23 protein-coding genes are annotated in these 24434 nt (G+C 46.2%); 9 read left to right on the top strand and 14 right to left on the bottom strand.

What is annotated here, in order from left to right; translation table 11 throughout:
- Positions 1-25: 25 nt before the first annotated feature.
- Positions 26-1219: a radical SAM/SPASM domain-containing protein gene (locus JOD82_RS17670; protein ID WP_069011016.1), complete on the bottom strand. Its 1194-nt coding sequence runs from the start codon at positions 1217-1219 to the stop codon at positions 26-28.
- Positions 1220-1268: 49 nt separating this feature from the next.
- Positions 1269-1547 carry an acyl carrier protein gene (locus tag JOD82_RS17665; protein ID WP_013311713.1) on the bottom strand — a complete coding sequence of 93 codons (279 nt, stop codon included), beginning with the start codon at positions 1545-1547 and terminating at the stop codon, positions 1269-1271.
- Positions 1548-1904: 357 nt separating this feature from the next.
- On the opposite strand from JOD82_RS17665, the gene JOD82_RS17660 reads away from it, so the two are divergent.
- Genes JOD82_RS17660 through nagA form a run of 3 tightly spaced genes read left to right on the top strand, consistent with a single transcriptional unit; the run spans position 1905 to position 4718 of the window.
- Positions 1905-2771 (top strand): MurR/RpiR family transcriptional regulator, encoded by an 867-nt coding sequence (locus tag JOD82_RS17660; RefSeq protein ID WP_209949739.1) that lies wholly within the window; start codon positions 1905-1907, stop codon positions 2769-2771.
- Position 2772: 1 nt separating this feature from the next.
- Positions 2773-3501 (top strand): glucosamine-6-phosphate deaminase, encoded by a 729-nt coding sequence (gene nagB / locus JOD82_RS17655; protein ID WP_029518324.1) that lies wholly within the window; start codon positions 2773-2775, stop codon positions 3499-3501.
- Complete coding sequence (nagA, locus tag JOD82_RS17650; protein ID WP_209949765.1) at positions 3498-4718, top strand: N-acetylglucosamine-6-phosphate deacetylase; 1221 nt, start codon at positions 3498-3500, stop codon at positions 4716-4718. The genes nagB and nagA overlap by 4 nt, the downstream gene beginning before the upstream one ends.
- Positions 4719-4822: 104 nt before the next feature.
- On the opposite strand, the gene JOD82_RS17645 is transcribed toward nagA, so the two are convergent.
- Positions 4823-5803, bottom strand: a complete 981-nt coding sequence (locus JOD82_RS17645) for a YhcN/YlaJ family sporulation lipoprotein (protein WP_209949738.1) — start codon at positions 5801-5803, stop codon at positions 4823-4825.
- A gap of 195 nt (positions 5804-5998) precedes the next feature.
- Between JOD82_RS17645 and JOD82_RS17640 the strand changes: the two genes are divergently transcribed.
- Entirely contained in the window at positions 5999-7576 is a 1578-nt protein-coding gene (locus JOD82_RS17640; protein ID WP_209949737.1) for an esterase/lipase family protein, read from the top strand.
- 72 nt (positions 7577-7648) lie between these two features.
- Here the strand turns inward: JOD82_RS17640 and JOD82_RS17635 are convergent, their stop codons facing one another.
- Genes JOD82_RS17635 through JOD82_RS17625 form a run of 3 tightly spaced genes read right to left on the bottom strand, consistent with a single transcriptional unit; the run spans position 7649 to position 8904 of the window.
- Positions 7649-8308: a hypothetical protein gene (locus JOD82_RS17635; RefSeq protein WP_209949736.1), complete on the bottom strand. Its 660-nt coding sequence runs from the start codon at positions 8306-8308 to the stop codon at positions 7649-7651.
- Positions 8309-8362: 54 nt separating this feature from the next.
- A complete protein-coding gene (locus tag JOD82_RS29795; protein WP_080658658.1) occupies positions 8363-8605 on the bottom strand; it encodes a helix-turn-helix domain-containing protein in 243 nt (80 codons plus the stop codon).
- Positions 8548-8904: a hypothetical protein gene (locus JOD82_RS17625; RefSeq protein WP_029518319.1), complete on the bottom strand. Its 357-nt coding sequence runs from the start codon at positions 8902-8904 to the stop codon at positions 8548-8550. The genes JOD82_RS29795 and JOD82_RS17625 overlap by 58 nt, the downstream gene beginning before the upstream one ends.
- A 192-nt stretch (positions 8905-9096) precedes the next feature.
- On the opposite strand from JOD82_RS17625, the gene JOD82_RS17620 reads away from it, so the two are divergent.
- Positions 9097-9294, top strand: a complete 198-nt coding sequence (locus JOD82_RS17620; protein ID WP_230585117.1) for a YvrJ family protein — start codon at positions 9097-9099, stop codon at positions 9292-9294.
- Between the two features lie 75 nt (positions 9295-9369).
- Here JOD82_RS17620 and JOD82_RS17615 read toward each other — a convergent pair whose 3' ends face one another.
- The 4 genes from JOD82_RS17615 to JOD82_RS17600 are packed head-to-tail and all read right to left on the bottom strand — an operon-like array spanning position 9370 to position 13536.
- A complete protein-coding gene (locus JOD82_RS17615) occupies positions 9370-10308 on the bottom strand; it encodes a DUF4340 domain-containing protein (RefSeq protein ID WP_069011012.1) in 939 nt (312 codons plus the stop codon).
- On the bottom strand, positions 10305-11696 hold the full coding sequence (locus tag JOD82_RS17610; RefSeq protein WP_029518316.1) for a GldG family protein: 1392 nt from the start codon (positions 11694-11696) through the stop codon (positions 10305-10307). The genes JOD82_RS17615 and JOD82_RS17610 overlap by 4 nt, the downstream gene beginning before the upstream one ends.
- Before the next feature lie 5 nt (positions 11697-11701).
- Positions 11702-12424, bottom strand: coding sequence for an ABC transporter permease (locus JOD82_RS17605; protein ID WP_209949735.1), 723 nt, complete (start codon positions 12422-12424; stop codon positions 11702-11704).
- A complete protein-coding gene (locus JOD82_RS17600; RefSeq protein WP_312887697.1) occupies positions 12421-13536 on the bottom strand; it encodes an ABC transporter ATP-binding protein in 1116 nt (371 codons plus the stop codon). The genes JOD82_RS17605 and JOD82_RS17600 overlap by 4 nt, the downstream gene beginning before the upstream one ends.
- 442 nt (positions 13537-13978) lie before the next feature.
- Between JOD82_RS17600 and JOD82_RS29530 the strand changes: the two genes are divergently transcribed.
- The 4 genes from JOD82_RS29530 to JOD82_RS17580 all read left to right on the top strand — a co-directional run bounded on the left by JOD82_RS29530 (position 13979) and on the right by JOD82_RS17580 (position 18782).
- Entirely contained in the window at positions 13979-15199 is a 1221-nt protein-coding gene (locus JOD82_RS29530; protein ID WP_208332639.1) for an NTTRR-F1 domain, read from the top strand.
- Between the two features lie 192 nt (positions 15200-15391).
- Complete coding sequence (locus tag JOD82_RS17590) at positions 15392-16483, top strand: glycosyltransferase (RefSeq protein WP_165148627.1); 1092 nt, start codon at positions 15392-15394, stop codon at positions 16481-16483.
- Positions 16484-16541: 58 nt separating this feature from the next.
- Positions 16542-17636: a tetratricopeptide repeat-containing glycosyltransferase gene (locus tag JOD82_RS17585; protein ID WP_069012658.1), complete on the top strand. Its 1095-nt coding sequence runs from the start codon at positions 16542-16544 to the stop codon at positions 17634-17636.
- Between the two features lie 51 nt (positions 17637-17687).
- A complete protein-coding gene (locus JOD82_RS17580; protein ID WP_029518310.1) occupies positions 17688-18782 on the top strand; it encodes a glycosyltransferase family 4 protein in 1095 nt (364 codons plus the stop codon).
- A 91-nt stretch (positions 18783-18873) separates the two neighbouring features.
- On the opposite strand, the gene JOD82_RS17575 is transcribed toward JOD82_RS17580, so the two are convergent.
- Genes JOD82_RS17575 through JOD82_RS17560 form a run of 4 tightly spaced genes read right to left on the bottom strand, consistent with a single transcriptional unit; the run spans position 18874 to position 24202 of the window.
- Positions 18874-20727, bottom strand: coding sequence for a beta-glucoside-specific PTS transporter subunit IIABC (locus tag JOD82_RS17575; protein ID WP_209949764.1), 1854 nt, complete (start codon positions 20725-20727; stop codon positions 18874-18876).
- A gap of 5 nt (positions 20728-20732) precedes the next feature.
- The gene (gene eutH / locus JOD82_RS17570) at positions 20733-21842 is read right to left on the bottom strand and encodes an ethanolamine utilization protein EutH (RefSeq protein WP_029518308.1); all 1110 of its coding nucleotides are present in this window, start codon (positions 21840-21842) and stop codon (positions 20733-20735) included.
- An 11-nt stretch (positions 21843-21853) separates the two neighbouring features.
- The gene (locus JOD82_RS17565) at positions 21854-22888 is read right to left on the bottom strand and encodes a Gfo/Idh/MocA family protein (protein WP_029518307.1); all 1035 of its coding nucleotides are present in this window, start codon (positions 22886-22888) and stop codon (positions 21854-21856) included.
- Between the two features lie 33 nt (positions 22889-22921).
- Positions 22922-24202 (bottom strand): glycoside hydrolase family 140 protein, encoded by a 1281-nt coding sequence (locus tag JOD82_RS17560; protein WP_165148618.1) that lies wholly within the window; start codon positions 24200-24202, stop codon positions 22922-22924.
- Positions 24203-24434 lie beyond the last annotated feature (232 nt).

Raw genomic sequence — 24434 nt, 5'->3', positions numbered from 1 at the left:
AGTAACAAACAACATTCATAGAAAGCTAAATGTATTTCAGAGAGCCTGCCCCGTGCAGATACAATACGCTGCATTTGGAGCACACCGGAGTCAATCCTTCATGATTAATCTTTTGACGGGTTTTCTCATACGCTTCCGAGTTCCATATCTCCTTCAGACTGTGCTCACGCATGCTTCCAATCGTGAACTCACTGAAAAATTTGCAAGGCATGACCTTCCCGTCTGGTAAAATATCTGTTCTGGAGGTGAGCGCCAAACAATGATTGGAACAACGGCTGACCATTTCCTCACCATGTATAAATTTATCAATTTCCTCATAATCCAAACCGGGCTGATAGCGCACGCGAATGTTCCATACTCGCTCATTGATCCGCTGTAGTTCCTGCATCAGAGGATCGATGTTATCCGGGTTGATTTTATATTTGAAAGCATGCCAGCTACTAATATTTTTTTCTTCGAGTTGTCGGAGCCAAGAAAAATTACGTGTAAAATATTCATCCATTTTGAGGGAGGTCTCTTTGGAAATGTACCAGGGGAACGTCAGCAGCACCAGATCCAGCCTTTTGTCCTCCAGCATTTGCAGAAATTCGTACATCCGTCCGATCATGTTATCGTTAATGACCGCATGGACAGTTACCCGTCCCTTGTACAATCCCTGGTCGCGCAGTTCAATCAGCTTATCCATCTGCCGCATTGTTTTTTGAAAGGTGCCTTTACCGCGAATTAGGTCGTGTTCTCTTTCAAAACCTTCAATCGCTATTAATAACTCCAGATTTTCGGACAAATCCAAAATCCGGTCCAAATATTTATCAATAAGTAATCCATTTGTACAAAAGGTCATTTCGCGCCGATCTTCCGCCAGCACGTCCAAAATTTCATCAAAACGCCGATGAAACATTGGTTCGCCGCCCCACATGTACAGTCTGGACTTGGCTTCCTTGGTTTCGCTCAAAATTTGCCGGAGCATGTCTGGAGCAAGATCCATGTTTTGTTCTTCTTTATCCATTTGGTGATGGTAGCCTTCCTCGTTCCATTCAAAGCAGTGCGTACATCTCAGGTTGCAGCGGTTAGTCAGCTTAATGCCGATCGTCTGGGGCATGTCCGTTTTGAAAGCAGGGTCCTGTGTGGCGTTACGGTAAGATACAGAAGCGTTTTTCAGGTTACGCTTGATGAGCTTGAACGCTTTCTCATCAATCAGCACATTGCTTTTGGGCTGCATGCTAACACCTCGTTTAATGGATTTTCAGGCACATGTACCTAGCTGTACGTCAGACCGTCTCCATTCCCTCCAGATGCGGCGCTTGTTCCGCATCGCTGATCCCCTGAATGTAGCTGCAAAACGCATCTACCGAGCTCAAATGCTCCAGTTCAAAGGAATCAAAATCAATCTCCACATCAAATGCATCCTCCACTTGCAGCATGAAATGAACCAACTGCAACGAATCCAGTCCCGCATCATGAATAATGTCCGAATGTCCATCCAGCTTTGCGACCAGTTCAGGATCTTCCTTGACTGCGCTGATCATTTCAATCACTTGGCTTTGCATAGCAAACTCCTCCTTGTGAATGAGATTCTGTTCGTTCCACCCAACGATGCCCTCTGCAAAGAAAGCTCCTAGAAAAATTCCTTCACTGGAACTTTATTCAATTATACTCCTCCAATGAAGAGACAAGTCAATAGGTTGTTTTGTAAGTAAAACTCGCAATATGTAAATTAATGTATGATAACTTCTACAATTTTCGCTGGCTATTTTTTCGCAAAATTTAATAAAAATTCTTCTCACATCTCTTGCATGAGCGACAGAATTACTTTACAATACACGTGAAAATGTTTTTCTTAATATCATTCTTATAAACGATATTTATTTTCACGCAAATACTCTACAGCCAAAGGAGCATAGCTCATGTCCCCCATTCTTCATACATTAGCCCAAAGACTGGAGCTGCTTCCCGTACAGGAGCGCAAGCTGACGGAATCCATCCTGCAATCCCCGGAAGATGTGTTACATCTGGGTATTCGGGAGCTGTCAGAGCGTTGTGGTGTAAGTGCGGCGACCGTTACGCGGTTTTGCAAATCACTACATTTTAAAGGCTATCCCGATTTCAAAATGAAGCTGGCCGCCGAGTTGTCCCATTCCAACCGTAATGGTGAAGAATCCTATCAGGATATTGTCGCCGGAAATTCACTTTCCCGAATCGTGCAAGCTATTCAGGCGAACCACACCGCATCCATTGCGGACACGACCCGACTGCTGGATTACGACAAGCTGGAGCAGGCTATTGCATGGCTGTCAGCCACGAGCCGCATTGATCTCTATGGGATGGCGACATCGTCGATTGTGGCGCAGGATTTTTACCAGAAGCTCATCCGTATTGGCAAGAACAGCACTGCCTTTGCAGATTCCCATATGCAGATTACCTCTGCCTCCTCGCTCGGAGCGGGAGATGTAGCCTTTGCCGTCTCTTATTCAGGAGAAACCCAGGAGACCATTGCGGCTCTACGCTGCGCCAAGGAACAAGGGGCCAAGACACTATCCCTGACCTCCTTCGGAAACAACACGCTGGCAGGCCTTTCGGATATTGCGCTATTTTCCTCCTCATTGGAGGAAGGAATGCGACGTGGGGATATGGCCTCCCGCATCGCCCAGCTTCATATCATAGATATTCTGTTTACAGGTATGGTGAGCGCGGATTTTGACAAATATATTCCGAGATTGGAAGGTTCATATCAACAAGTGAGCAAGCTCAAAAAACAACCGGGAGGTCACTAAGATGAACATACGCATTTTGAACAGCCGTGAAGACCTGAACGCTACTGCCGCCGCTGTGATCGCTAGCTTGCTGCAATCCAAACCACAGGCCATGCTTGGCCTGGCCACCGGTAGTACGCCGATTGGCATTTACCGACATCTTGCAGATATGTACCGCAAGGGACAGGTCAGTTTTGCACGCGCCTATTCCGTGAATCTTGATGAGTATGTTGGTCTTCCCCCAGAACATCCGCAGAGCTATCGAAGCTTTATGAATGAGCACTTGTTCCAACATATCGATATTCCGATACCCCACACACGTGTCCCTGACGGGAATGCACTGGATCTGGCAGCAGAATGTGCAGCGCACGAGCAGGCTATTCTGGATCATGGCCCCGTGGATCTGCAATTGCTTGGCATTGGTCATAATGGACATATCGGCTTTAACGAACCTGGTCACAGCTTGGCTGGAGCTACACATGTTGTAGATTTAAAAGAAAGTACGCGTTCGGCGAATGCTCGATTTTTTGGCGAAATAGATGCTGTACCCAGGCAAGCAGTTACGATGGGAGTAGGCACGATTCTTAAGGCGAAGCAAATTATACTGGTGGCTTTTGGTGCGGATAAGGCTGACATTATAAAGCAGGCTTTAACTGGACCCGTCACGACAGCGTGTCCGGCTTCCCTGCTGCAATGCCATCCCAACGTACTTATTTTATTAGATCAGGAGGCAGGAGAATGGTTCAATTGAAGTCAGATGAAATGAGTGGTACCGTACCCCAGCTACTGTATGGGCAAGTTGTCGTTGGGAATGACATCATTGAAAAAGGGGTTGTCGTCATTGAGGGGCAATCCATTGTATACGCTGGTTCAGAAGCGAATTTGCCCGCCGATTGGACAGCGTTAGTCTTCGCAAATCAGGAAGAAAGCGCAGCGAAAACCGCCAAAATTGTGCGTTTGGAAGGAGGCTATCTGCTGCCAGGCTTTATTGATATTCATGTTCACGGCGGGAACGGTGAGGACTTTATGGACTCCGATCCGAGGGTGCTGGATACGATCACCTCCTTTCACGGTTCACAAGGTACGACAGCTATGTTGGCTACCACGATGACCGCGCCCAAGGAACAGATTGATCGGGTATTGAGTGAAGTTCACGCATACATGGCACTACCTATGCCCTATGCTCAGTTGGAGGGCGTACATTTGGAAGGACCGTTCATCAGTCCGAAGTGGCCGGGAGCGCAAAACCCGGAACATATCGTGCCACCGAATCTCTCATGGGTAGCAGAATGGGAGCAGCGCTACCCGGGCCTTGTTCGCCAGCTCACGCTTGCGCCCGAACGGGAAGGAGCGCTGGAACTGATTGCATGGCTGCGCAGCCATGGCATTACCGCAGCTCTCGGTCATACGGATGCTACGTATGAAGAGGTTGAACAGGCAGCGACGGCAGGGCTGAACCATGCGGTGCATGCGTTTAATGCTATGACTCCGTTGCATCATCGCAAGCCGGGAGCCGCCGGAGCCGTACTCGCTGATCCGCGCATTGAAGCAGAAATCATCGCGGACGGCATTCATGTGCATCCCGCCGCCATTTCCCTGCTCGCTAGGTTAAAGCAGGATCATAATCTCATTCTCATCACCGATGCCATGTCTGCTACTGGTCTCGAAGACGGGAAATACACACTCGGCGATTTGCCAGTGATTGTGCAGGGCGATGTAGCACGACTGGAGGATGGCGTCACATTGGCCGGAAGCACACTAACGATGATTGAAGGCTTCCGCTATTTGGTTCAACACGTGGGTATGGGTATTCCCGCAGCATCACAAATGGCCAGCCTGAATCCGGCTCGATCCTTGCACATTGCTGATCGGACAGGTTCGCTTGAAGCAGGTAAACAAGCAGACATCCTGTTACTGGATAGAGACTTAAAGTTGCAAGGCGTATGGATTAAAGGATTGCGCAAATAATTCAGTTATAGTTATCATTCCCCCAAAACTAAAGAGCTATCCACCAGCGTATTCGCTGAGATGGATAGCTCTTTCTTTGGCATTGCACAATTATAGGGTTTGAATTAGCGATGATTCATCGGGGCAGGGGTATGATTTTGTGGACGTGTCGGTGTTGTATTATCCATTGGGCGGTTTGTATCAGCCGCCGAAGTTGGGAATACACGTTCAATTACATCCGCCATACCATTGCTCAAGCCTCTAATCGGATGACCATTTTGCACACTGTGTGTAAAGTCAGTGGCTTGTTTGACAAAGTCCGGGTTAGCGGATACATGTACCTGTTCAATCGAAGGTGCAAATTGCTTAACTTTATTCGCGATACGGCTCTTGACTGCATCACTTGGTTCATATGCAGTTCTTGCTCCCTCGATTGTGGTGTTTCCGTTATCTGTGCGATTGTTGTTGTCCGTTAAGCCACGCAACATACCGTACGAGCCTGTACCCATCGTACCGAACAAACCATCATCACGACGAGCAGGTGTTCCATTCCCGGTAAGTCCATTCCCGGTAACTCCATTGTCTGTCATTCCAGGCGTTGTAGTATCCGTAGTACGGTTTCCTCTAGTGCCATTAACGCCATTCACACTCGGTACATTCCCGTTACGTCCAGTACTGTTAGCACTTGGAGTACCGTCAATACTTGGAGCACCGACACCTGTTCCGTTGGCTTGGTCTTTCAAGGAAACGGCTACATAGGCATGTCGTTCACCGACCAGCACTGTCGCAGACTTTACATCCGGCATCTCGGATATACGTTTGGACAAATTGCGATCGACTTGCAGATTACGGACTGGATGTCCGGTTCGGTTGCCATTTTCATTCAATGACATCCCGTCCATACCATTCGACTTAACCCCATAACGATTCACACCATCCATACCATTACGGTTCACACCATCCATATGATGTGTGCTTTGCGCGTTATAGCGTGTACTGTTCGTACGAACGTTATGATCGGCATTTCCGCACCCGGTCAAAGCAGCCATACTGGCGAGTAAAGCAGCAGAAATCGTAAAACTGATGACCTTCTTAGTTCCTGGCATGAACTCATCCTCCATACATTATAAAATGTGTGACGAGATTATCATGCGCTATGAATCATAGGGATATCCTGACTAAAAAATGACTAAAAAAATAAAATTTTAATGTAAATATGAAATACAATTGATGATTTACCACAAGATGGCATGTATAATAAGCTTGAAAAATACTTTATTTTACAAAGGAGGATTTTCAGTTTGAAAAAGATCACTGTTTTAATGCTCATTTTTTTGTTATCAATAACTCTTGTCCCCGTCGGCGCTTTTGCAGGTTCCACTACCCCCCAACCCCCGAAAGATCCCGCTGGAAGCTGGGTAGAAGGCCCACCACCTAATCGCGTTGATCCTACCAAGCCAGCACTTTTGTTCGTACATGGTTTGAACAGTAGTGCTGAAGTCTGGACCAAGAATAATAACGATATGCTTCAGCGTGCACGTGACGCCGGATACCAGACAGCCACCATTAATCTGTACGATACAAATGGCACCTCCCAAGATATGTGGGACAATGGTAAGCTTCTGGCCGACAAAATTAAGGTCATCAGTAATCACTTTGGAAAAAAACTTATCGTTATCGCCCACAGCAAAGGTGGAGTGGATACTCAAACCGCTCTCGTATATAACGGAGCCGCTCCCTATGTACAACGTGTCATCACCCTCAGCAGTCCTCATCATGGCTCACAACTTGCAGATCTCGCCTACAGTAGCTGGGCCGGATGGCTGGCAGATATCGTCGGCTCACAAAATCCTGGTACCTCCACTTTACAAACATCTTATATGAAGTATTTCCGATCCAAGACCGATGCACTCAGTAATGCGACTACAATTCCATTCTTCACGTTTGCTGGTGATAACTGGTCTGGCGGCACTGCTTCCTACATAATGGGCGGACTTTACCTCTCATCCTTTGGTAAGAATGATGGAGTGGTCACAGTCGACAACGCTAAGCTTCCCGGCGGACGTGTAGTTAAAGTCGGATCTTGGGATCATGCCAAGGTTCGTACTGGCTCCTACGTTTTCTCCCTGATCCAACCCTACCTCCAAGCAAACACTCCAGCATTGAATCAGGAAACTGAAGCACTTTCAGCATCTTCCCTGACTGCTTCTGCTGTACAAGCCACCTATAGCGAGATCGACAATTCATACTTTATTCGAGGCGGCGATTATAATGGACATGCCTCAGAAACCCTCACTGTTGAAAATGGTGTCAAATCCATTGATCTGGACTGGATCAGCGATAAACGTGTGAGTAAGCTGGAACTAACCAAGCCTGACGGTACTAGTGAAATTATTAATCTGAAAGCAGGCTATGATGACGATATTTTTGCTGGTGCCTGGCATCATAACGCCGTCATTCAAAATCCAAAACCGGGCACCTATAAACTGAACGTCACAGTTCCTGATCAAGGAGCGTATCTCCTGATTGCACGTTACCAGGCTGTTCAAGTTCCTGAACTGAAATACAATCTGAATGCAGTGGGTCCGAAGCTAAACCTGAAAACACAGGATTCCCCGGACAGCGTGACACAAGTCACCTACCAAGTTCAATATTATGGTGATCCGCAGCAAGGAGTCACTTCTGCACCTAAAGGTTTGACGGCACAGCAAAAAACGGTTAAACCTAATGGGCAAATTGAGCTATCCAAAGCGGACAAGCCCGGCATCTATTCTGTAACCTATGAAATTAGCGGCACCACAGAGGCAGGTTATCCGTACCGCCGTACAGCTGTTCAATCCATTTATATTGATGCAGACGGCAACAAGTATGTCGACTAAATAAATCTACAGCCTAAAAAGCCTGCGAATCCCTATTAAGTTGGGGCATTTGCAGGCTTTTTTTCATTGTGTTCAATCTGTTGTCTGATTCCTCAGCTTATGAAGCCAATAGTAGCGGTGTAAATCCATAATAAAATGAAAAAGAACAAATGCCAGCATGGAGTATACACTGATCAATACTGTGGCAACTAATTGTTGTGTAGCAAATCCGAGGAAAACATTCGCTATCAGATAACCAGCCCCAGTAAATGTGGTGATCGTCACTACAGGCGCTCTCTTGTTTTTTTTCTTAACTTTTGGTTTCTTCTTATGTTTTGAAGGATCTTTGAATTTCGCCAAATTATATTTTATAAAGTAATACAAAGCGACTCCATAAAGGGCAAAAGAACCTATAAAATACCATGAAGTATCCAGACCCAACATGCCATAAGCAAACTTTTGTGTCATGATCATGAAGCCCATAGAACAAATCAAACCAAATACACCACGGAATAAAATGTAATTCAATTGCAATTTGCGTGGCATGATGACCAGTACTAGAGCCCAAATGTTTATCAAAACAATCGGTGGCAACAGTACATACACGTAAACTGCAATGTATGGATTTCCCACTAAGGGGATAACCAGAAACAGATCTAACAGTAATAAAACAAGAATGATGACATTGGAACGAATACTGTTGACTGGGTACATCTTCATACTTTTCTCAAAAGAAGCCCTGTTATCAATCATAAACTTATAAGCCCTCCGTTAAATAAGTAAACCTACGGATAAGGATAGCCAAGGCTATATCCATTGTCCACTTTTCACTGTCTTTAACTCTTGTCGCAGTTCTTCTATAAAATCAGTCACAATGCTTTGGACAGCATCTTCACGGGACATACGAATATATCGACTGGTCTTTTGAATGTCTTCCTCGAACAATTGAAGTATCCTATACATGGCCTCCTGATCTCCACTTTGTACTAATTTTAGCAATTGGACGAACTCAGCATCCGAAATAACTCTTTCAGCATTTTCTTTTTCCATTTATTCACCGCCTGTTGGGATAGCTTTAACTCTTTTGCAATCTGTGCTTCGGTTTTATCTAGTATGTAAAGGTCAAAGATGATCATTTTTCCGATCTCAGAAGATAGAGAGTTGATAAGCTGTAATGTGTACATATGAGAGTTTGAAGATTCTGTAAAAGATGGGGCACTGACGGATTCGTTCTTTTCCATTACAAATTCATGATTGGTTTGTACCCGAGCACGATACTGGATTCTCCAGGCAATGCGGTACAGCTTCTTTCGATATTGTTCTACCAATGTTAGCTGAGACTGATCCATTGTAAATCACCCTTTCTCTTTGGATTTGACTTTTTCTAATCCTCATACTATAGGGTAATTTCCAAACCTATTTTACAACCAAAAACAGAACATTTGTTCTTATTTATTATACTATTTTTACAATCGGTTGTATATGGTTCGTTTAATTTACCTTCCTTTATATATGGCTAAAAAGGAGGGAATACATTGCAAATGGATGATGCTCTTTCTCTGGTTACCAACGTAGGCTTTCCGGCTGGACTTTGTTTTATTTTGTTGCGGCACATCCTGCACACGATGGAGGAAAAGCTGGATAAGCTGGACGTCTCACTTCATGAGCTGATTCAAGTAATCCAAGATTTAAACGACACTAACAACTCTTCTTCCAAAAGCAGCAAACCTGACGAATAACAAACACAAAGAAGCTCCAGACGACGATCATCCGCCGTTGGAGCCTCTTTGTGCAGCTAATTTAATTACTAATGGTTATTTTCCAGCCTGAGCTTGGTCGTGGGCATTCTGTTCAGTACGGTTCACGTCAGATACTGACAGACCATAAGCCCAGTTACTTTGTGGCGGTACAACCCATACGGTATCTGGATCATCTTTAAGCGTCCAGCCCTGATAGACCAGCTGGGAATCATCCTTACCCAGCGATACACTTAGCGTAAAGCGGTGGACAGGCTTGCTCAGCTCAGAGGCTTTGCGCAAGGCCTGACTGCTGGCCAGGTTTTTGATCTGCTGCGAGAGGGAAGTCGCCGTGTCGCTGGCTACTGACTTTCCGTTCAGCGTCCAAGATGTGGAGGCACTGTCTCCGGTCCCGCTGTTACCGGAGGATTTGAGCATCCATGAAGCATTTTGGCCTTCCCACTCTATTCCGCTCAGCTTGGTATCGTCCCAATCGAACGGCGTTGTATCTATAAAATCTTCAGCACCCAGCAATAACCCTGAAAGAGTATCTATAGGTACAGAAGCTATCTCTTTTTTGTCTGATAATACATAAACAGCATCTCCGGAAGGCAACGTTTCACCGAAAGCAAAGGTACGAACGTCACCCTGCTTGGTCTTAATCTCAATCTGATCATGGGTAGCGGAGATCCCATATTTGGCTACGTCTGTAGGGGAAGATTCCACCACTTCACCCAACTTTACATTTTGAATCGCCGCTAGCCAATGGTCTATTGTATATTGGTTTAGCGGGTAAGTCCGTGGCTTGCTCATACTCCATTGGCCATCATGTTGTTCTAGTTCCACCGACTTGCCGTCCTTTCCAGTGATTGCGAAAGACGTAATATTCTCTTGCGTAAGCTGAATCAGCTGACGAGCAGCCGGCGCTTGTTCATAAAAAAAGTTTTGGCTCTTTGCATAGATTATACCCGCTCCCAATACAACTAACAGCAGCACTGTGGGTATCCATTTTCTCATGCTCTTCTTCGCCTCCACCATAATAAGATTCCGATGACCGCGAACAGCAACGGCAATCCGATGACAGATATGGTCAATATCGTTTTCGCTTGTGCAGGAGTCAAGTAAGCTACCTTATAATCCTGCTCCTGACGAGGACGAATAGTGAGCCCATCAGAATGCTCCTGCACATAATTCAGACTGTTCAGCACAAAGTCTCGATTGCCTCCTGTGCCGATCTCAGTGTCGCTTAAGAGGGCAGACGTTCCGAGAATAACGGCTTTGGGCTTGCCGTCTTTCCCTTCTACCGCATAACCGAGATCCAGCGGCCCCTGCGGGTCCTTGTCATCCTTCTGTGTTTCGTTGTTCAGCAGACCTTGGATATTCGTTTCACCATAGCTAGCTCCAGAAGATTTCATCAAAAGCGTCGTCTTCCAATCCTTCTGCTCTCCTGCCTGCAAAGCAATAGACAATGAAAGAACAGGGTACAGATTGGAAGCCGCCAACTTATCGGTGATCGCATGACTGCCGAAGGTAGGAACCGTCCATAGCGGTCCAAGTGTATTCGTCTGTTCTTGATCCACCACGATGGCATGAGTGTCCTTCACTCCATAATCAGCCGCTAATGCATCAAGGTTTTTCCAATCGGACCCCATGTTCGGGTGAAAGCCTAGTGCCATAAAAAGCTTTCCGCCACCATTCAGATACGTACGAATACTCTTCAGTTCTGTTGCACTGATATCACGTTCTGGTCCAACAATAGCCAATACAGACGCATCTTTGGGTACACTACCCGCCTGATTGAGCTGAACTTCCTCTGTTTTCACATTATCTTGTGACAGTGAGCTACTTAATTCAGTCATTTGGGACAATGGGATTTCCTCATGTCCAGTTAGAAAGGCCACTTTTCCTTGACGGGTAGATGATAATCCCAACAATCCACTCGTCAGCTTTTCTTCCCCCGTAAATTGGTATGCCCCTTCACCACTCCCCTGAGCTTGCGTAAATAGACTCCCAATATCTATAACCCGTTTCTTCTCCCCCTGCACCAACACAATAGACGCTGCAGTAACACCATATTGCTTGGCCAGTATCGGTTCCTGATTCAGATCGTATTGCTCGACCTTGAGCTTGCTGTTACGCTTGGCGTATTCATTCAGCATATCCGTAACATCCCGGTTCAGCTTCTGATTTTGCGAGGTGGATACGGTAAAGGCAATCAATCGTACGTCTTCCTTTACATCCTGGATGGTCGTCAACGTTTGGTCAGACAGCGTATACTGCTTCCCTGCCGTCAGATCCAGTTGAAAGCCACCCAGCGAACGCAGAAATAACGTCAATAAAATAAAAATCCCTACAGCAGCAATCGATAGTACCACACTATTGGTATGACCCAGCCATTTTTTCATATTCATTACCTCCACCGTTTCCGTTCAACCACTTGGATGCTGAATAGCAAAAAGAGTACCGCCACCATCACGTAGTACATCACATCGGCTCCATTCAGCAATCCTTTGGTGAAACTGTCAAACCGTGCGGTTAGTGAAAAAGGTTCCAGCCATTGCTGTACCGCCGCAGATGCACCCGTCTGTCCACCAAACGAATCCAGCATCCAGAACACAAGTAAAATAATAAAACTGACGACCGCTGACATCATCTGATGCTGTGAAAGCGTCGAAGCGAATAAGCCGATCGCCATCATGGCTGCGCCAAGCATAAACAGACCGATCACAGATGTTAATACCAGCGTCCAATCCAGCGACCCATAAAAGGACATCACGACCGGATACGCTAGACTGCACAGCACTAATATGAGCAACATGCCCAACGACGCTAAAAATTTACCCACGATCATTTCCGTCACACTCACAGGTGAGGTAAGCAGCAGTTCATCCGTACCTTGCCTGAATTCCTCCGCAACCAGCCTCATCGTGAGCAATGGGACGACGAACACCAGCATGGACAAGGTGTCACCGAGTACCAGCCGATAGTCCAGAATGCTTGGCTGATACATCACAAAATTGGTATAAAAAAGTAACCCCGTCAGCAGCATGTACACTGCAAGCGCAAAATACGTTGTTGGTGTCCACAGATAGGCTTGCAGCTCTTTTTGACAGACCGCGAACAAACGCCTCATGACCGATTACCTCCTGTATCCTTATCTTCTTCAGTCTTATCATTGCTGGACGCAGCTTCTCCATGCTCCACCGTGATGGCCGTAGGTGCTGTAGTTTCCGAGGAATGTAGGTCTTGTACTGCTGGATCGCCGACCTGACCTTCTTCCGTCTCGCGTGTCGTTAACTGCTGGAAGATATTTTCCAAGCTAAGGCTTTCTTTTTTCATCTCCAAAATCGGAAGCTTCGCATCAGACAGCACATAAAATAGTTCTTCGCGAAAATCCTCACCGGAGGCTCCTGTGAGTAGCAATCCAGTCATATCTGACTCTGCGGCACTTAGCTCCGTGTTCGCTGAAGGCAGCGTGGTCGCCATAGATTCAACCTCTACTTTTCCCCAAGTACGAAGGACATCCATCACCTGCTCACGCTTGCCTTTAACCTCTACCTTCACCTTGAATCCATCTTCCATCGAACCGCCGAGCGTGTCAGGGCGCCCATCCATGACCAGTTTGCCTTCATGGATGATGAGAACACGATTGCATAACGCATCCACCTCAGGCAATATATGTGTGCTAAGCAATACCGTATGATTTTCGCCAATCTCCTGAATGAGCTGACGAATCTCCAAAATCTGATTGGGGTCCAAACCCGAGGTCGGTTCATCGAGCACCAGTAAATCCGGGTTATGAATAATCGCACCTGCCAGTCCCAAGCGCTGTTTATACCCTTTGGACAAACTGCGGACTAATTGTTTTTCCCGCCCATTCAGTCCTAGCCTGGAAATCATCTCCGAAATACGCAGCTTCTGCTCTCTCGCAGGCACGTCACGAATACTAGCTACAAACTTTAAATAGGATCTTACGGACATATCCTCATACAAAGGGGGCGTCTCCGGCAGATAACCGATTTTGGAACGAGCTTGTCTGCCCTTATCCTGAATCGGGATACCATCAATCGTAATCACTCCCTCGTTGGGTTGAAGATACCCTGTAATCATGCGCATGGTTGTCGTTTTACCCGCACCATTCGGCCCCAGGAAACCAACAATTTCACCGCGCTGCATTTCAAAATCCAGCTTATGTACACCCCGGTTGCCCTCATACCACTTGCTCACCTGCTGTACTTTGAGCACATGTTCCACCCTTTCCTTTATCGTATTGACAAATCATATCGAACTACACACACATATCAAAAAAACTCCATAGCGATAGATTTGGACGACCAAATCAATCTTTGGGCGAGCGCTCTCATCCTACTACTCTCCCACCTAAAATGTTGCATGAGTAGCGGGTAGCAGTGGAGCGGAGGGTTTGGAGCTGGAGAAGCACCAGCGATCGGAAGCCCAAAGCCTTCGCGAAACGGTCTCTCCTCGCCTCATGCTACACTTTTAAACTCTAATGATACCCCCCCACATATAACTCCAGCTTAACGTCACTTAAATAGAAGCTTAAAATAATGTGTCTAAAATGTGAACATGGAAATGCGCATCTGCCCTCGTAAACTTGTACGGTTCGCCACGGCGTGGATTCGCATCTACTATCATTACAACGTGTGAAGGGAGTGTATAAAAAACGATGACCGTACTATTTACCAATCTAGTTAATAACGGCGACTTCGAGACTGGATCTACCCTTTTTTGGAACGCTGCAAATGTGACCGTCACTAACTTATCCGTAAAAAAGACAAACTTTTATAGTGCGATCCTGACAGGAGGCGCAGTAGATGCATCTCTTTCCCAGGTCGTTTTTGCTGCACCAGGCGAAAGCTATACATTAAGCCTCTCAGCTGCAAAAATAGGAAGCCTGTCCAGTCCTCAAGTTAACATTTTTCTGTATTACTATGACGCAACCTTTAGCTTCCTTAGCACGGGGCTGACTACCTATTTGAGCGCAGGCACATTGCCAGACGCTGTGAACGGAACATGGCAAAGCCTGTATGAAGTAACAGCTCCTGTTCCAGCCAACGCAGCCTTTGCCTTTTTGGTTATTAGTAAAAATGCCTTGGCTAACACTGCTGATGTAGCCATTGATTCTATTGCTCTTGTTAAAGCAAGTGCAGCTGGAGCTGTGGGCCCAGCCGGACCTGCCGGGCCTACGGGTGCTACAGGGCCTGCGGGTGCCACAGGCGCTACAGGCGTTAGCGGACCTGTCGGACCTACGGGTGCCACGGGTGACACTGGTGTTACCGGACCTGTTGGGCCTACGGGTGCCACGGGTGACACTGGTGTTACCGGACCTGTTGGGCCTACGGGCGCCACGGGCGACACCGGTGTTACCGGACCTGTTGGGCCTACGGGCGCCACGGGCGACACCGGTGTTACCGGACCTGTTGGGCCTACGGGTGCCACGGGCGATACAGGTGCTACTGGACCTGTCGGACCTACAGGCGCCACGGGTGATACAGGTGCTACTGGACCTGTCGGACCTACAGGGGCCACGGGTGACACTGGTGTTACCGGACCTGTCGGGCCTACGGGTGCCACGGGTGATACAGGTGCTACTGGACCTGTCGGACCTACAGGCGCCACGGGTGACACAGGTGTTACCGGACCTGTCGGGTCTACGGGTGCCACCGGCTTTACCGGACCTGCTGGACCTATCGGGCCTGTCGGACCTATTGGCGACACAGGCGCTACGGGACCCGCTGGACCAACAGGGCCGACTGGACCTACCGGACCGTTTGGCCTTGGATTTACTGGCCCGATTGGACCAACAGGAGACACTGGTCCACAAGGACCGATTGGACCTACCGGACCTACGGGGCCGACTGGACCTACAGGGCCTACCGGACTCTAACGTTCTTTTTTCTACCACATTATATTTAAGCGACGTACCATACCTTATCGACAAAGCCGCACAGCCCGTTTAGGCTTTGTCATCCTTGCCCTGCCGCGATTGCGGCAGGGCTTCTATAATCAGACCTCTTGATAAATAAAGCTTTATGTTCGACCTGAATCCTTAGAAGGTTCCCAAAGGAGTGGTACTCAATTGATCAGTATCAGCCTGTGCATGATCGTCAAAAATGACCAAAATACTATTGGCAGTTGCCTGGAATCGATCCATCCTATTGTGGATGAAATCAACATCGTGGACACGGGTTCACAGGATCAGACCATTGACATATGTCGCAACTTTACAGATCGAATTTTTCCATTTGAATGGGTAGATCATTTTGCCCTTGCACGTAACTATTCGTTTGAACAAGCTACGCAGGAATACATTCTCTGGCTGGATGCCGATGATATTTTGAAGGAACAGGACGCCGTCAAGCTGCTTGAGCTGAAGCAAACCCTTGATTCCTCAGCCACACCAATCGTGGATTCCGTGTCTATGAATTATCATTATGCCTTTGATGATCATGGCAATGTCACCCTACATTTTCGTCGAAACCGCTTAGTTAGAAGGTCAGCCGGGTTCCGTTGGCACGGAGCCGTGCATGAGTACCTCGCCGTAAACGGGAATATTCAACATGCCGATATCGCCATAACTCACACTAGAACACACACGGTCTCTCCAGGACGAAACCTGCGAATCTATGAGAAATTGCTCGCCCAAGGTCATGCCTTCTCTCCTCGTGACCTCTACTATTACGCTAACGAGTTAAGAGACAATAAAAGATATGAGCAGGCTGTGCAGGTTTACCAGGATTTTCTGGATACTGGACAATGCTGGGCAGAGGACGCGATTAGTGCATGTAGCAAAATGGCTGATTGTCTACAACAGCTTGGCAAGCTGGAGCAAAGCATTACAGCGGCTCTCCATAGTTTGACCTTCGATACGCCCAGGGCTGATCTGTGCTGTCGGATGGGTCATTATTTTTTGCATAAAAATGAGATCTCCAAAGCTATTTACTGGTACGACATGGCTACCACTCTGAATCCTCCCGACACGATGGGCCCGGTACAAGACGCGTACCAAACGTGGTTTCCTCATATCCAGCTATGCATTTGCCATTTTCGGATGAAGGATTACACACGTGCGAATTGGCACAACGAGCAAGCTGCCATTTACATTCCCAACGACCCGTACGTCCTGCATAATCGACAGTTCTTCAGCTCAATCCTGAATCCTCCCCAATAAAAATGTCCCCCACACTCACCCCTTAATCTTTGAGTAAGTCAAAGGAGGAGCAAGCGGAATGCAACAATCGAATCGGTACAAAATAGCTGTCTATGCCATTAGCAAAAATGAAGCCCGATTCGCCAAACGCTGGATGCACACCATGCGTGAAGCCGATGTTGTCATTGTAGCGGACACCGGCTCTACAGACGATACTGTTTCCCTGCTACACGAAGCGGGTGCAGAGGTGCATCGTATAGAGGTAACTCCTTGGCGTTTTGACAAAGCTCGCAATGAGTCCCTACGGCTGGTCCCTGATGATATAGATATTTGTGTCTGTACGGATCTGGACGAAGTCTGGGAGGAGGGTTGGCGGTCGCGGCTGGAACGCAACTGGAAGGAAGGAACTACCCGGATGCTATATGCCTTTACACATGGACAGCCTGGGCAAGATACCGTTTATACATGGTTCTGGAAAGAAAAAATACACACTCGTCACGGGTACCGCTGGGTACGCCCAGTTCACGAGGTGCTTGAATATATCGGAGAGGGTAAAGAACGCAACATCCGATCAGACCAGCTCCGCTTGTATCATGATCCCGATCCGCACAAGTCCCGCAGCCAATACCTTCCACTGCTGGAGCAGTCTGTGCGCGAGTTTCCCGAGGATGACCGCAACATGCATTACTTGGGGCGGGAATATATGTATCATGGCCGTTGGGACGAGTGCATTGCTACGCTGCAACAACATCTTGCCATGCCGCAGGCACGCTGGGCAGATGAACGCAGTGCTTCGATGCGCTTTATTTCTAGAGCCTATAAAGCAAGTGAACAATGGCAAGAGGCAACACGTTGGTTATACCGGGCTATTGCGGAAGCACCGTATTTACGTGAACCTTACACGGAAATGGCTCAGCTGGCCTATCATACGCGGAACTGGCCCGCCGTCTATCATATGGTTGAAGAAGCGCTGCAAATTTCTACACGACCGGATACGTACATGCAAGAGGATTTTTGCTGGGACGCCACGCTGTATGATCTTGGTGCCCTCGCTTGCTACGAGTTAGGCCTTTTACACAAAGCATGTGAATTTGCGAAAGAAGCAACAGAACGCTCCCCGGAAGATTCTCGCCTCAGTCATAATTATGCGCTAATTCAATCCAGGCTTCCATAGAAACCCACACCCCGTCCTGTTGGTTGAATAACTTGGTATTAGAGCTTGTGGTTGGCAAAGGAGGTTATTGAGATCAAAGTTCTATTTACTTTTTATATACCCAGCGGCGGCGTAGAAACCTTGAACCGCCAGCGTTGTAAAGCGCTCATTCAGGACGGGATCGAATGTCATCTTCTCTATTATCAGCAGGGTACAGGGATGCAAAACCTGCACGGCGATATTCCAGTGTTCACGACTTCCTCTGAAGAAGAAATTCGAAAGCTGGTGGAGACTCATCGCTACGATGCAATTATCGTCTCTTCGGACTACCCTATGCTCCCCAGATTGCGAATGTTGGGCTATCAGGGGATATTGATCTATGAATCGCAGGGCTTTGGCCCTCACGAAGAAGCGGCTTGGGTTGTTGCAGATGCAGTTCCGTATCTTCAAAATTACGCCGATGCAGTGCTCCTACCAGATACGACTCATTTAGTGAATCTTTTCTCCACCATGTGTCCATGGCTTAATCGCTATGTGTTTCCAAACGTGCTGGATACCAGCGTATTTAATTATGTACCTAACACTCCTCCAACTAATCCGGTTATTGCCTGGGTTGGACGGCTAGAGCCCAACAAGAACTGGAGGCATTTTGTCGATATTTCTTACTGGATGCTGCAAAACCGTGCGGATCTTCGAATCTGGATGTTTTATGATGAAACATTGTCACAGCCGGAGGATAAAATACAATTCGAAAAAATGCTTACTCAGCTTGGCATGTCCTCCATTATCGAGCGTTTTAAAAGCGTACCTCATGCCAATATGCCCCTGTATTACTCCATGATTGGCGACTCAGGCGGCTACTTGCTATCGACCTCATTGGTGGAGGGATTCGGCTATGCAGTTGCTGAGGCGATGGCCTGTCGTTGCCCGGTATTAAGCTCTGATTCAGACGGAGTACGAGCATTCATTGACCACAACGAAACCGGTAAATTTTATCAGCAGGGGGACATCTTGCAGGCGATACTGCAAGGACTAGACCTGATGAACAACGTACCTCAACGCGAATCTATCCGCAAGAAAGGACTGGCGCGAATCGTTAACCTGTTGGCACCGGATAAATATGTGCGTTCCTTCAGACAGATGATGAACACGCTAGGTGTGAGGTAATTAAAAAAAAAGCTGACGACAACCCTTTTTATATACGGGGCATCGTCAGCTTTATCTTGCCTTTTTTATTATTGAATATTGGAATTGGAATCTATCTAATCTTTAGTAAGCGGTCTCCTGCATGAATATCCTTGGAATCTTCAACTAAAATATCCGTGTACACGGCTGTATTGGTTACAATGACGGATGTGGTAATATCATATCCGTCATCCTCTATAGCTTTGGGATCGAATTCAACCAGCTTGTCCCCTTTTTGAATCGTATCTCCTTCAGACACAAAGGAAGTGAAATGTTTTCCCTTCAAGCTGACCGTATTAATTCCAATGTGAATGAGCAGTTCAACTCCATCCTCAGAGATCAGTCCAATCGCATGTTTTGTTTTGAAAACGGTAACAACAGTTCCGTTAAAAGGTGCGTAAGCTACTCCTTCTCGGGGGATAATTGCGGCTCCCTGACCCATCGCACCACTGGAGAAAGCTTCATCTTTCACTGTGGTTAAAGGAATCAATTGACCATGTAGAGGACTGAATATCGTTTTTTCTTCTTCTTTGTTTTCATCTGCAACCTTAATTTCAGACGCAGATTGTGCATTTTTATAACCGAAAAGATAGGTCAGAATAAATGCGACTACAAAAGCTACAACCAAAGATATAATAAAGCCGATGAAGCCTGCATCCATGCCTTTTGGATTAATGAATAGAGGTATACCAAAAATACCGCCTGAGGCAAATCCATATGCCGTTGAGCCGAGTAAGCCTGCTGCAGCTCCTCCTATACCTCCAGCAATCGAGGCTAAAATAAACGGTTTTTTGGTGGGGAGCGTAACCCCGTAAATAGCTGGTTCAGTAACCCCCATCAAACCCGCAATTGTGGCAGAAGTGGCGATGGGTTTTAATTTAGGGTCCCGTGATTTCAAAGCAATGGCAAAAGCTGCACCTGTTTGGGCAAACGTAGTACAGAACAACATACCGTTAATCGGATCAAACCCGTTCGTAACTACATTATTCAAGAGAATTGGAATAAACGCCCAATGGAGACCAAAGATAATAATAGCCTGCCAGAATCCGGCCAGAACGAGACCAGCTACAGCCGGACTTAACTGGTAAATCCACATAGAGCCTTTGGCTAACCCATCGCTGATAATAGTTGCGATCGGTCCGACAACCAGAAAAACAATCGGTGATATGATGACCAAGGTCAGAAAAGGAACAATGAACATTTTAATGGAAGCAGGTGCAAACTTGCTTATCATTTTTTCGACCTTAGCTGCCAAGAACGCCCCAATAATGATAGGTATAACAGAAGAAGTATAATTAATTAGAACGACAGGTATCGTCAAAAAGGACAGCGCCGTTTTATCCGTAAAGGCCGAAGTAATGGTCGGATACACCAAGGCGGCCCCCAAAACAGCGGACAGGTACGGGTTTCCTCCAAACTTTTTACCTGCTGAAAACCCTAGAATAACCGGAAAGAAATAAAACATAGCGTCCGCTGTCGCATATAAAATTTTATACGTGCCCATCTGATCCGTCATCCAGCCCAGGGATGTGCATAAGGCCAATAGTCCTTTTAGAATCCCCACAGCAGCGAGCACACCCACAACGGGCATGAACACACCTGAAATGACATCGACAAATCGACTGAATAGGCTCGCTTTTTCATTTTTTTGATCGTCTTCAACCATCTGATCTCCATGCTTTACTCCCATGGTATCCAAAAGAGCTTCGTATACTTTGGGAACCTCATTCCCGATGACCACCTGAAATTGGCCACCACTTTCTACAACGGTAATGACACCGTCAATCTGCTTGATCTTTTCTTTATCTGGCAATTGATTATCCTTCAGTTTGAATCTCAATCGAGTGACACAGTGAATGACACTGTTCACATTTTCATTTCCGCCCACGGCTCTCAACACTTCTTTGGCTGTTTTTTTATGATCCATCATGTTCACTCCTTCTTGGATGCGCTTTCTATTTTTCTATTCGTAGTAGCTGGATGTGCAATAACTGCGACAATTACGGCACTGATCCCGCCTGTAAGTTTTCCCACGATCATGGCAATCACCATATTCTTGTCCATTCCAGCTACAAAGCCAAGATGTCCTCCGAGAACGAAAGATCCACTGACAGCAAAGGCAATACTGATCACTTTTCCTCTGGGCTCCATCTCTTTAACTAAAGTGAAGGTAGGAATATTATGAGCAAGACTAGCCACAAGACCCGCAGTAGCCGATGGATCTATGTTTAGCAAACGTCCTGCCCGTTGAAGCGGATTTTTAAATATTTTTGTAATCCAAGCAACCAACGGAAACGCACCAGCCAATACAATAGCAATCGTTCCAACCGTTTGCACACCGACAGACAACGGAGCCATATTGGGAATAATCACAAATCCAGTTAAGGTTTCGACCCCAATCGCTGCCAAACCGACAAGGGATAGAAGCCTAATGCCGTTACCAAACCACTTGAACCATCGGATCGTATACTCCGTAAATAGACGTAAACCCAGCATAATGATTATTGAAAGAAGCATGGGAATGATCAGATTTTTTAAAATCATAATCACGTCAAATCCGGCGATCATTCCCCCTATGAAACAGCCAACGGGAATGGTACTAATACCGATCAAGATACCTTTTGCAAAATATGGATGATCCCCTTTTTCCAAAATGCCGAGGGCAACCGGAATCGTAAATACGAGCGTTGGGCCAAACATGGTCCCTAGAAAAACCCATGAAAACACGCCCGCTTGCTGGCTGTGCGCCATTTCTGCCGCAAGTGCGTATCCCCCCATATCTACCGCCAATATCGTATTAGCAAAGGATGCCGGATCGGCACCCATTGCCACATATAACGGTGAAACAATGGGGATCAACCACGCGGCCAGTACAGGGGCCAAGGAAACAATCCCTATCATGACCAGAGCAAGAGAGCCCATGGTCATAAACCCATTGTTGAAGGCTTGTCCCAAACCCCAGCGATTTCCCAAACATTGATCCAATGCACCCAACACTAAAAAAAGAGCGATAACATACATCACAATATCGTTAATGGACATCCTGTTGCCTCTTAATACACATGAACTTTATGATTTTCTGCGCTGTCATAGGTGTCGAATACAAGCTGAAGGGTCTTGATATTGTCGTGACCACTCGTTTGAAATTCTTTTCCCGTGTTGAGGCAATCTATAAAATGAGCCTGTAGCTTTTTATGGCTTTCCTCATAGTTTAATTCAGTCTTTTCAACCAATACTTTTTCGACTCCCTGATTATTAATGAGACATAATTTACCTGTGTTGTACAGTTTTAGGGTAGCCTCATCGCCTTCAATCACCAGTTGTTCTTTATGATCGGGAAGAACCTGTTCCGACAGCTGCCCATCCAGTTCCCTGCGAGTCGCCCAGCTCATGTCCATAAGACCGAAATAATGTTCATAACCTAACATGATAATGCCCGTGTCTTCTCCTTGTGTGTATGGACTGACCCGCTTGGTTTCCGCATACAAACGCCGAGGTTCACCGAATAAGAAACGCCAAGTATCCAGCCAATGAACTCCCATTTCATAAAACAAAAGCTTGGGCATATCTCTGAAAAATGGCTGCGGCAGTTCTTTTTCCGGAGCAAACCTCGGTGAATAAAAATCGGTATGCGTATAACGTATAACATTCATATTTCCAACGATATTCTCTGCCAGCAATTTTTTTATAATTTGAAAAGGTTCAAGCCAACGCCAATTTTCTGTCACCATAAGTCTGACTCCTGCTGCTTCAGCAATACTTACTATCTGCTCAGCTTCCTCAACAGAACGGGCAAAAGGTTTTTGGCACATAATATGTTTTCCGGCTGCGGCCGCCAGTCGAACCAGTTCCAGATGTGTCTCAGGAGGTGTAATGATGTCCACGACATCAATATCCGCTTCGCTTAGCATCTCCTCCAGGCTGGTATAACAATATTCAGTAGGGACATGGAATTGATCTGCTTTTTCAAAAAGTAAGCCTTTATTTCGATCACAAAATCCTTTGATTTCTGCATCCGAGATAAACTGCCATGCTTTGATATGTTTCTCCGACCAATATCCCGTTCCAATAACGCCGATTTTCCACATGTTGCTTCACTCCATCCACATTCTTCTCTGTTTTTATTTCGTTCCGATGATTACAACATCACTTTCAAAGCTGTGCATGTCTAGCACCGATTGATCCTTTTGGACGGACACGTCGGTTTGAGCAAACCGCTTCCCGGCTAAATCAATCGTTGTAAACTTGTATTCCTGCACGTTGATACTTAGTCGTACCTTTGTGTTAACCGGGACATACAACACAATGGTATTCTCGTTCCCCGCAGCTCTGATTTCCTCTGTCTTGTTTAAAACAATATCCAACGGCTTTACGCCAATCAGGTTGTACATTTCAAACAGATATTTAATAAAGGAATAATCCCATGCGCCCTCAAATTGCAATGCAGTTCTCCAATCATAGGGACTATCGAATCCTTCCCCTTCTACAATGCCGAATTTCTTTCCTTTCTTGTGCCAGCTCCAAATGCCATGCGCTCCGTAGGTAATGCCCGCACCCCCGCCTGCAAGGAGGCTTTGCCATGCCGCTTTTCTGGCATCCAGTGCTGTGTATCTGCCATACACATTGCGGCTGTAACTAATTTGTTCATAACATGGCTCTCCATTAATGACAGGCCGTATATCCGGCTTATAATAGAAATGTTGAGCAATCTCATGGGCTACATGTTGGAACTCGGAATTATGTCCTGATTGATACATATAGAATCCAAGACCCTGGTGTTTCTCAAAGGCTGGAGGAATTTCTCTCAATCTTCCTTGAATATGCAGCGTAGTTAAGCTTGCAGGGCTTAATTGTTGTACAATATCCAGTGCTTTTAAATAATAGGAATTGGCACGTTCGGTCGGAAAATCACTATCCCCGCTAATCAGAAAAATAGGATCAAATGGAGAAAAACGGTTTACCACGTACGTTACATAGGGTTCAACGCATTCAAACGGCATTTTATTACCTTTTTGGAACATCTCAGCCCATGTATCCGGCACATAGTTACACCACAACAGAACCAGTGCTGGAACAAATCCACGCTCTGTAGCCATCTTCAACATGATTTCTGCCCGGTCAAAATAAGCTTCGTTTAATATATGGTAGTCGAAATCCCCATTTTCCATTAATGCAAACGGCTGTAGATTCAGATCCGATTCACTTGCGTCCCATTGTCGGAGCATGTTGATTTGCAACACATTGAAACCTTGCATCTTCCGATAGTCAAGATAATCGCTCCACTCCTCTATCGTCGCGTTGGTAAATACACTCCACACCGTATCTGCCAAATAAAAAAAAGGTTTTTCCTCTTTGGTAAAACTTCTTTGATTTTCAGCCATGTTTAAACTCAAATGAATCACCGTTCCTCTCTTGCTGTATGCGCAAAATTCTCTAAACAAAACTAAATAAGAAACTAAACTTATGTGTTTTTTACGTGAAATAAACTAAATTAGAGCGCTTTACACTTGAATATTAACATTATAAATTATAAAAGGTCAACGAATTTTTACTTTTAGTTATTTAGTTTAGTTTAGTTTATGAGCTAAACTTTCTTGCTGAGTAATGATATAATTTATGTAGTTTAGTTCAATA

The sequence above is a fragment of the Paenibacillus sp. 1182 genome, assembly GCF_017833915.1.
Taxonomy (GTDB): domain Bacteria; phylum Bacillota; class Bacilli; order Paenibacillales; family Paenibacillaceae; genus Paenibacillus; species Paenibacillus polymyxa_D.
This window is presented reverse-complemented; position numbering and strand designations above follow the sequence as displayed.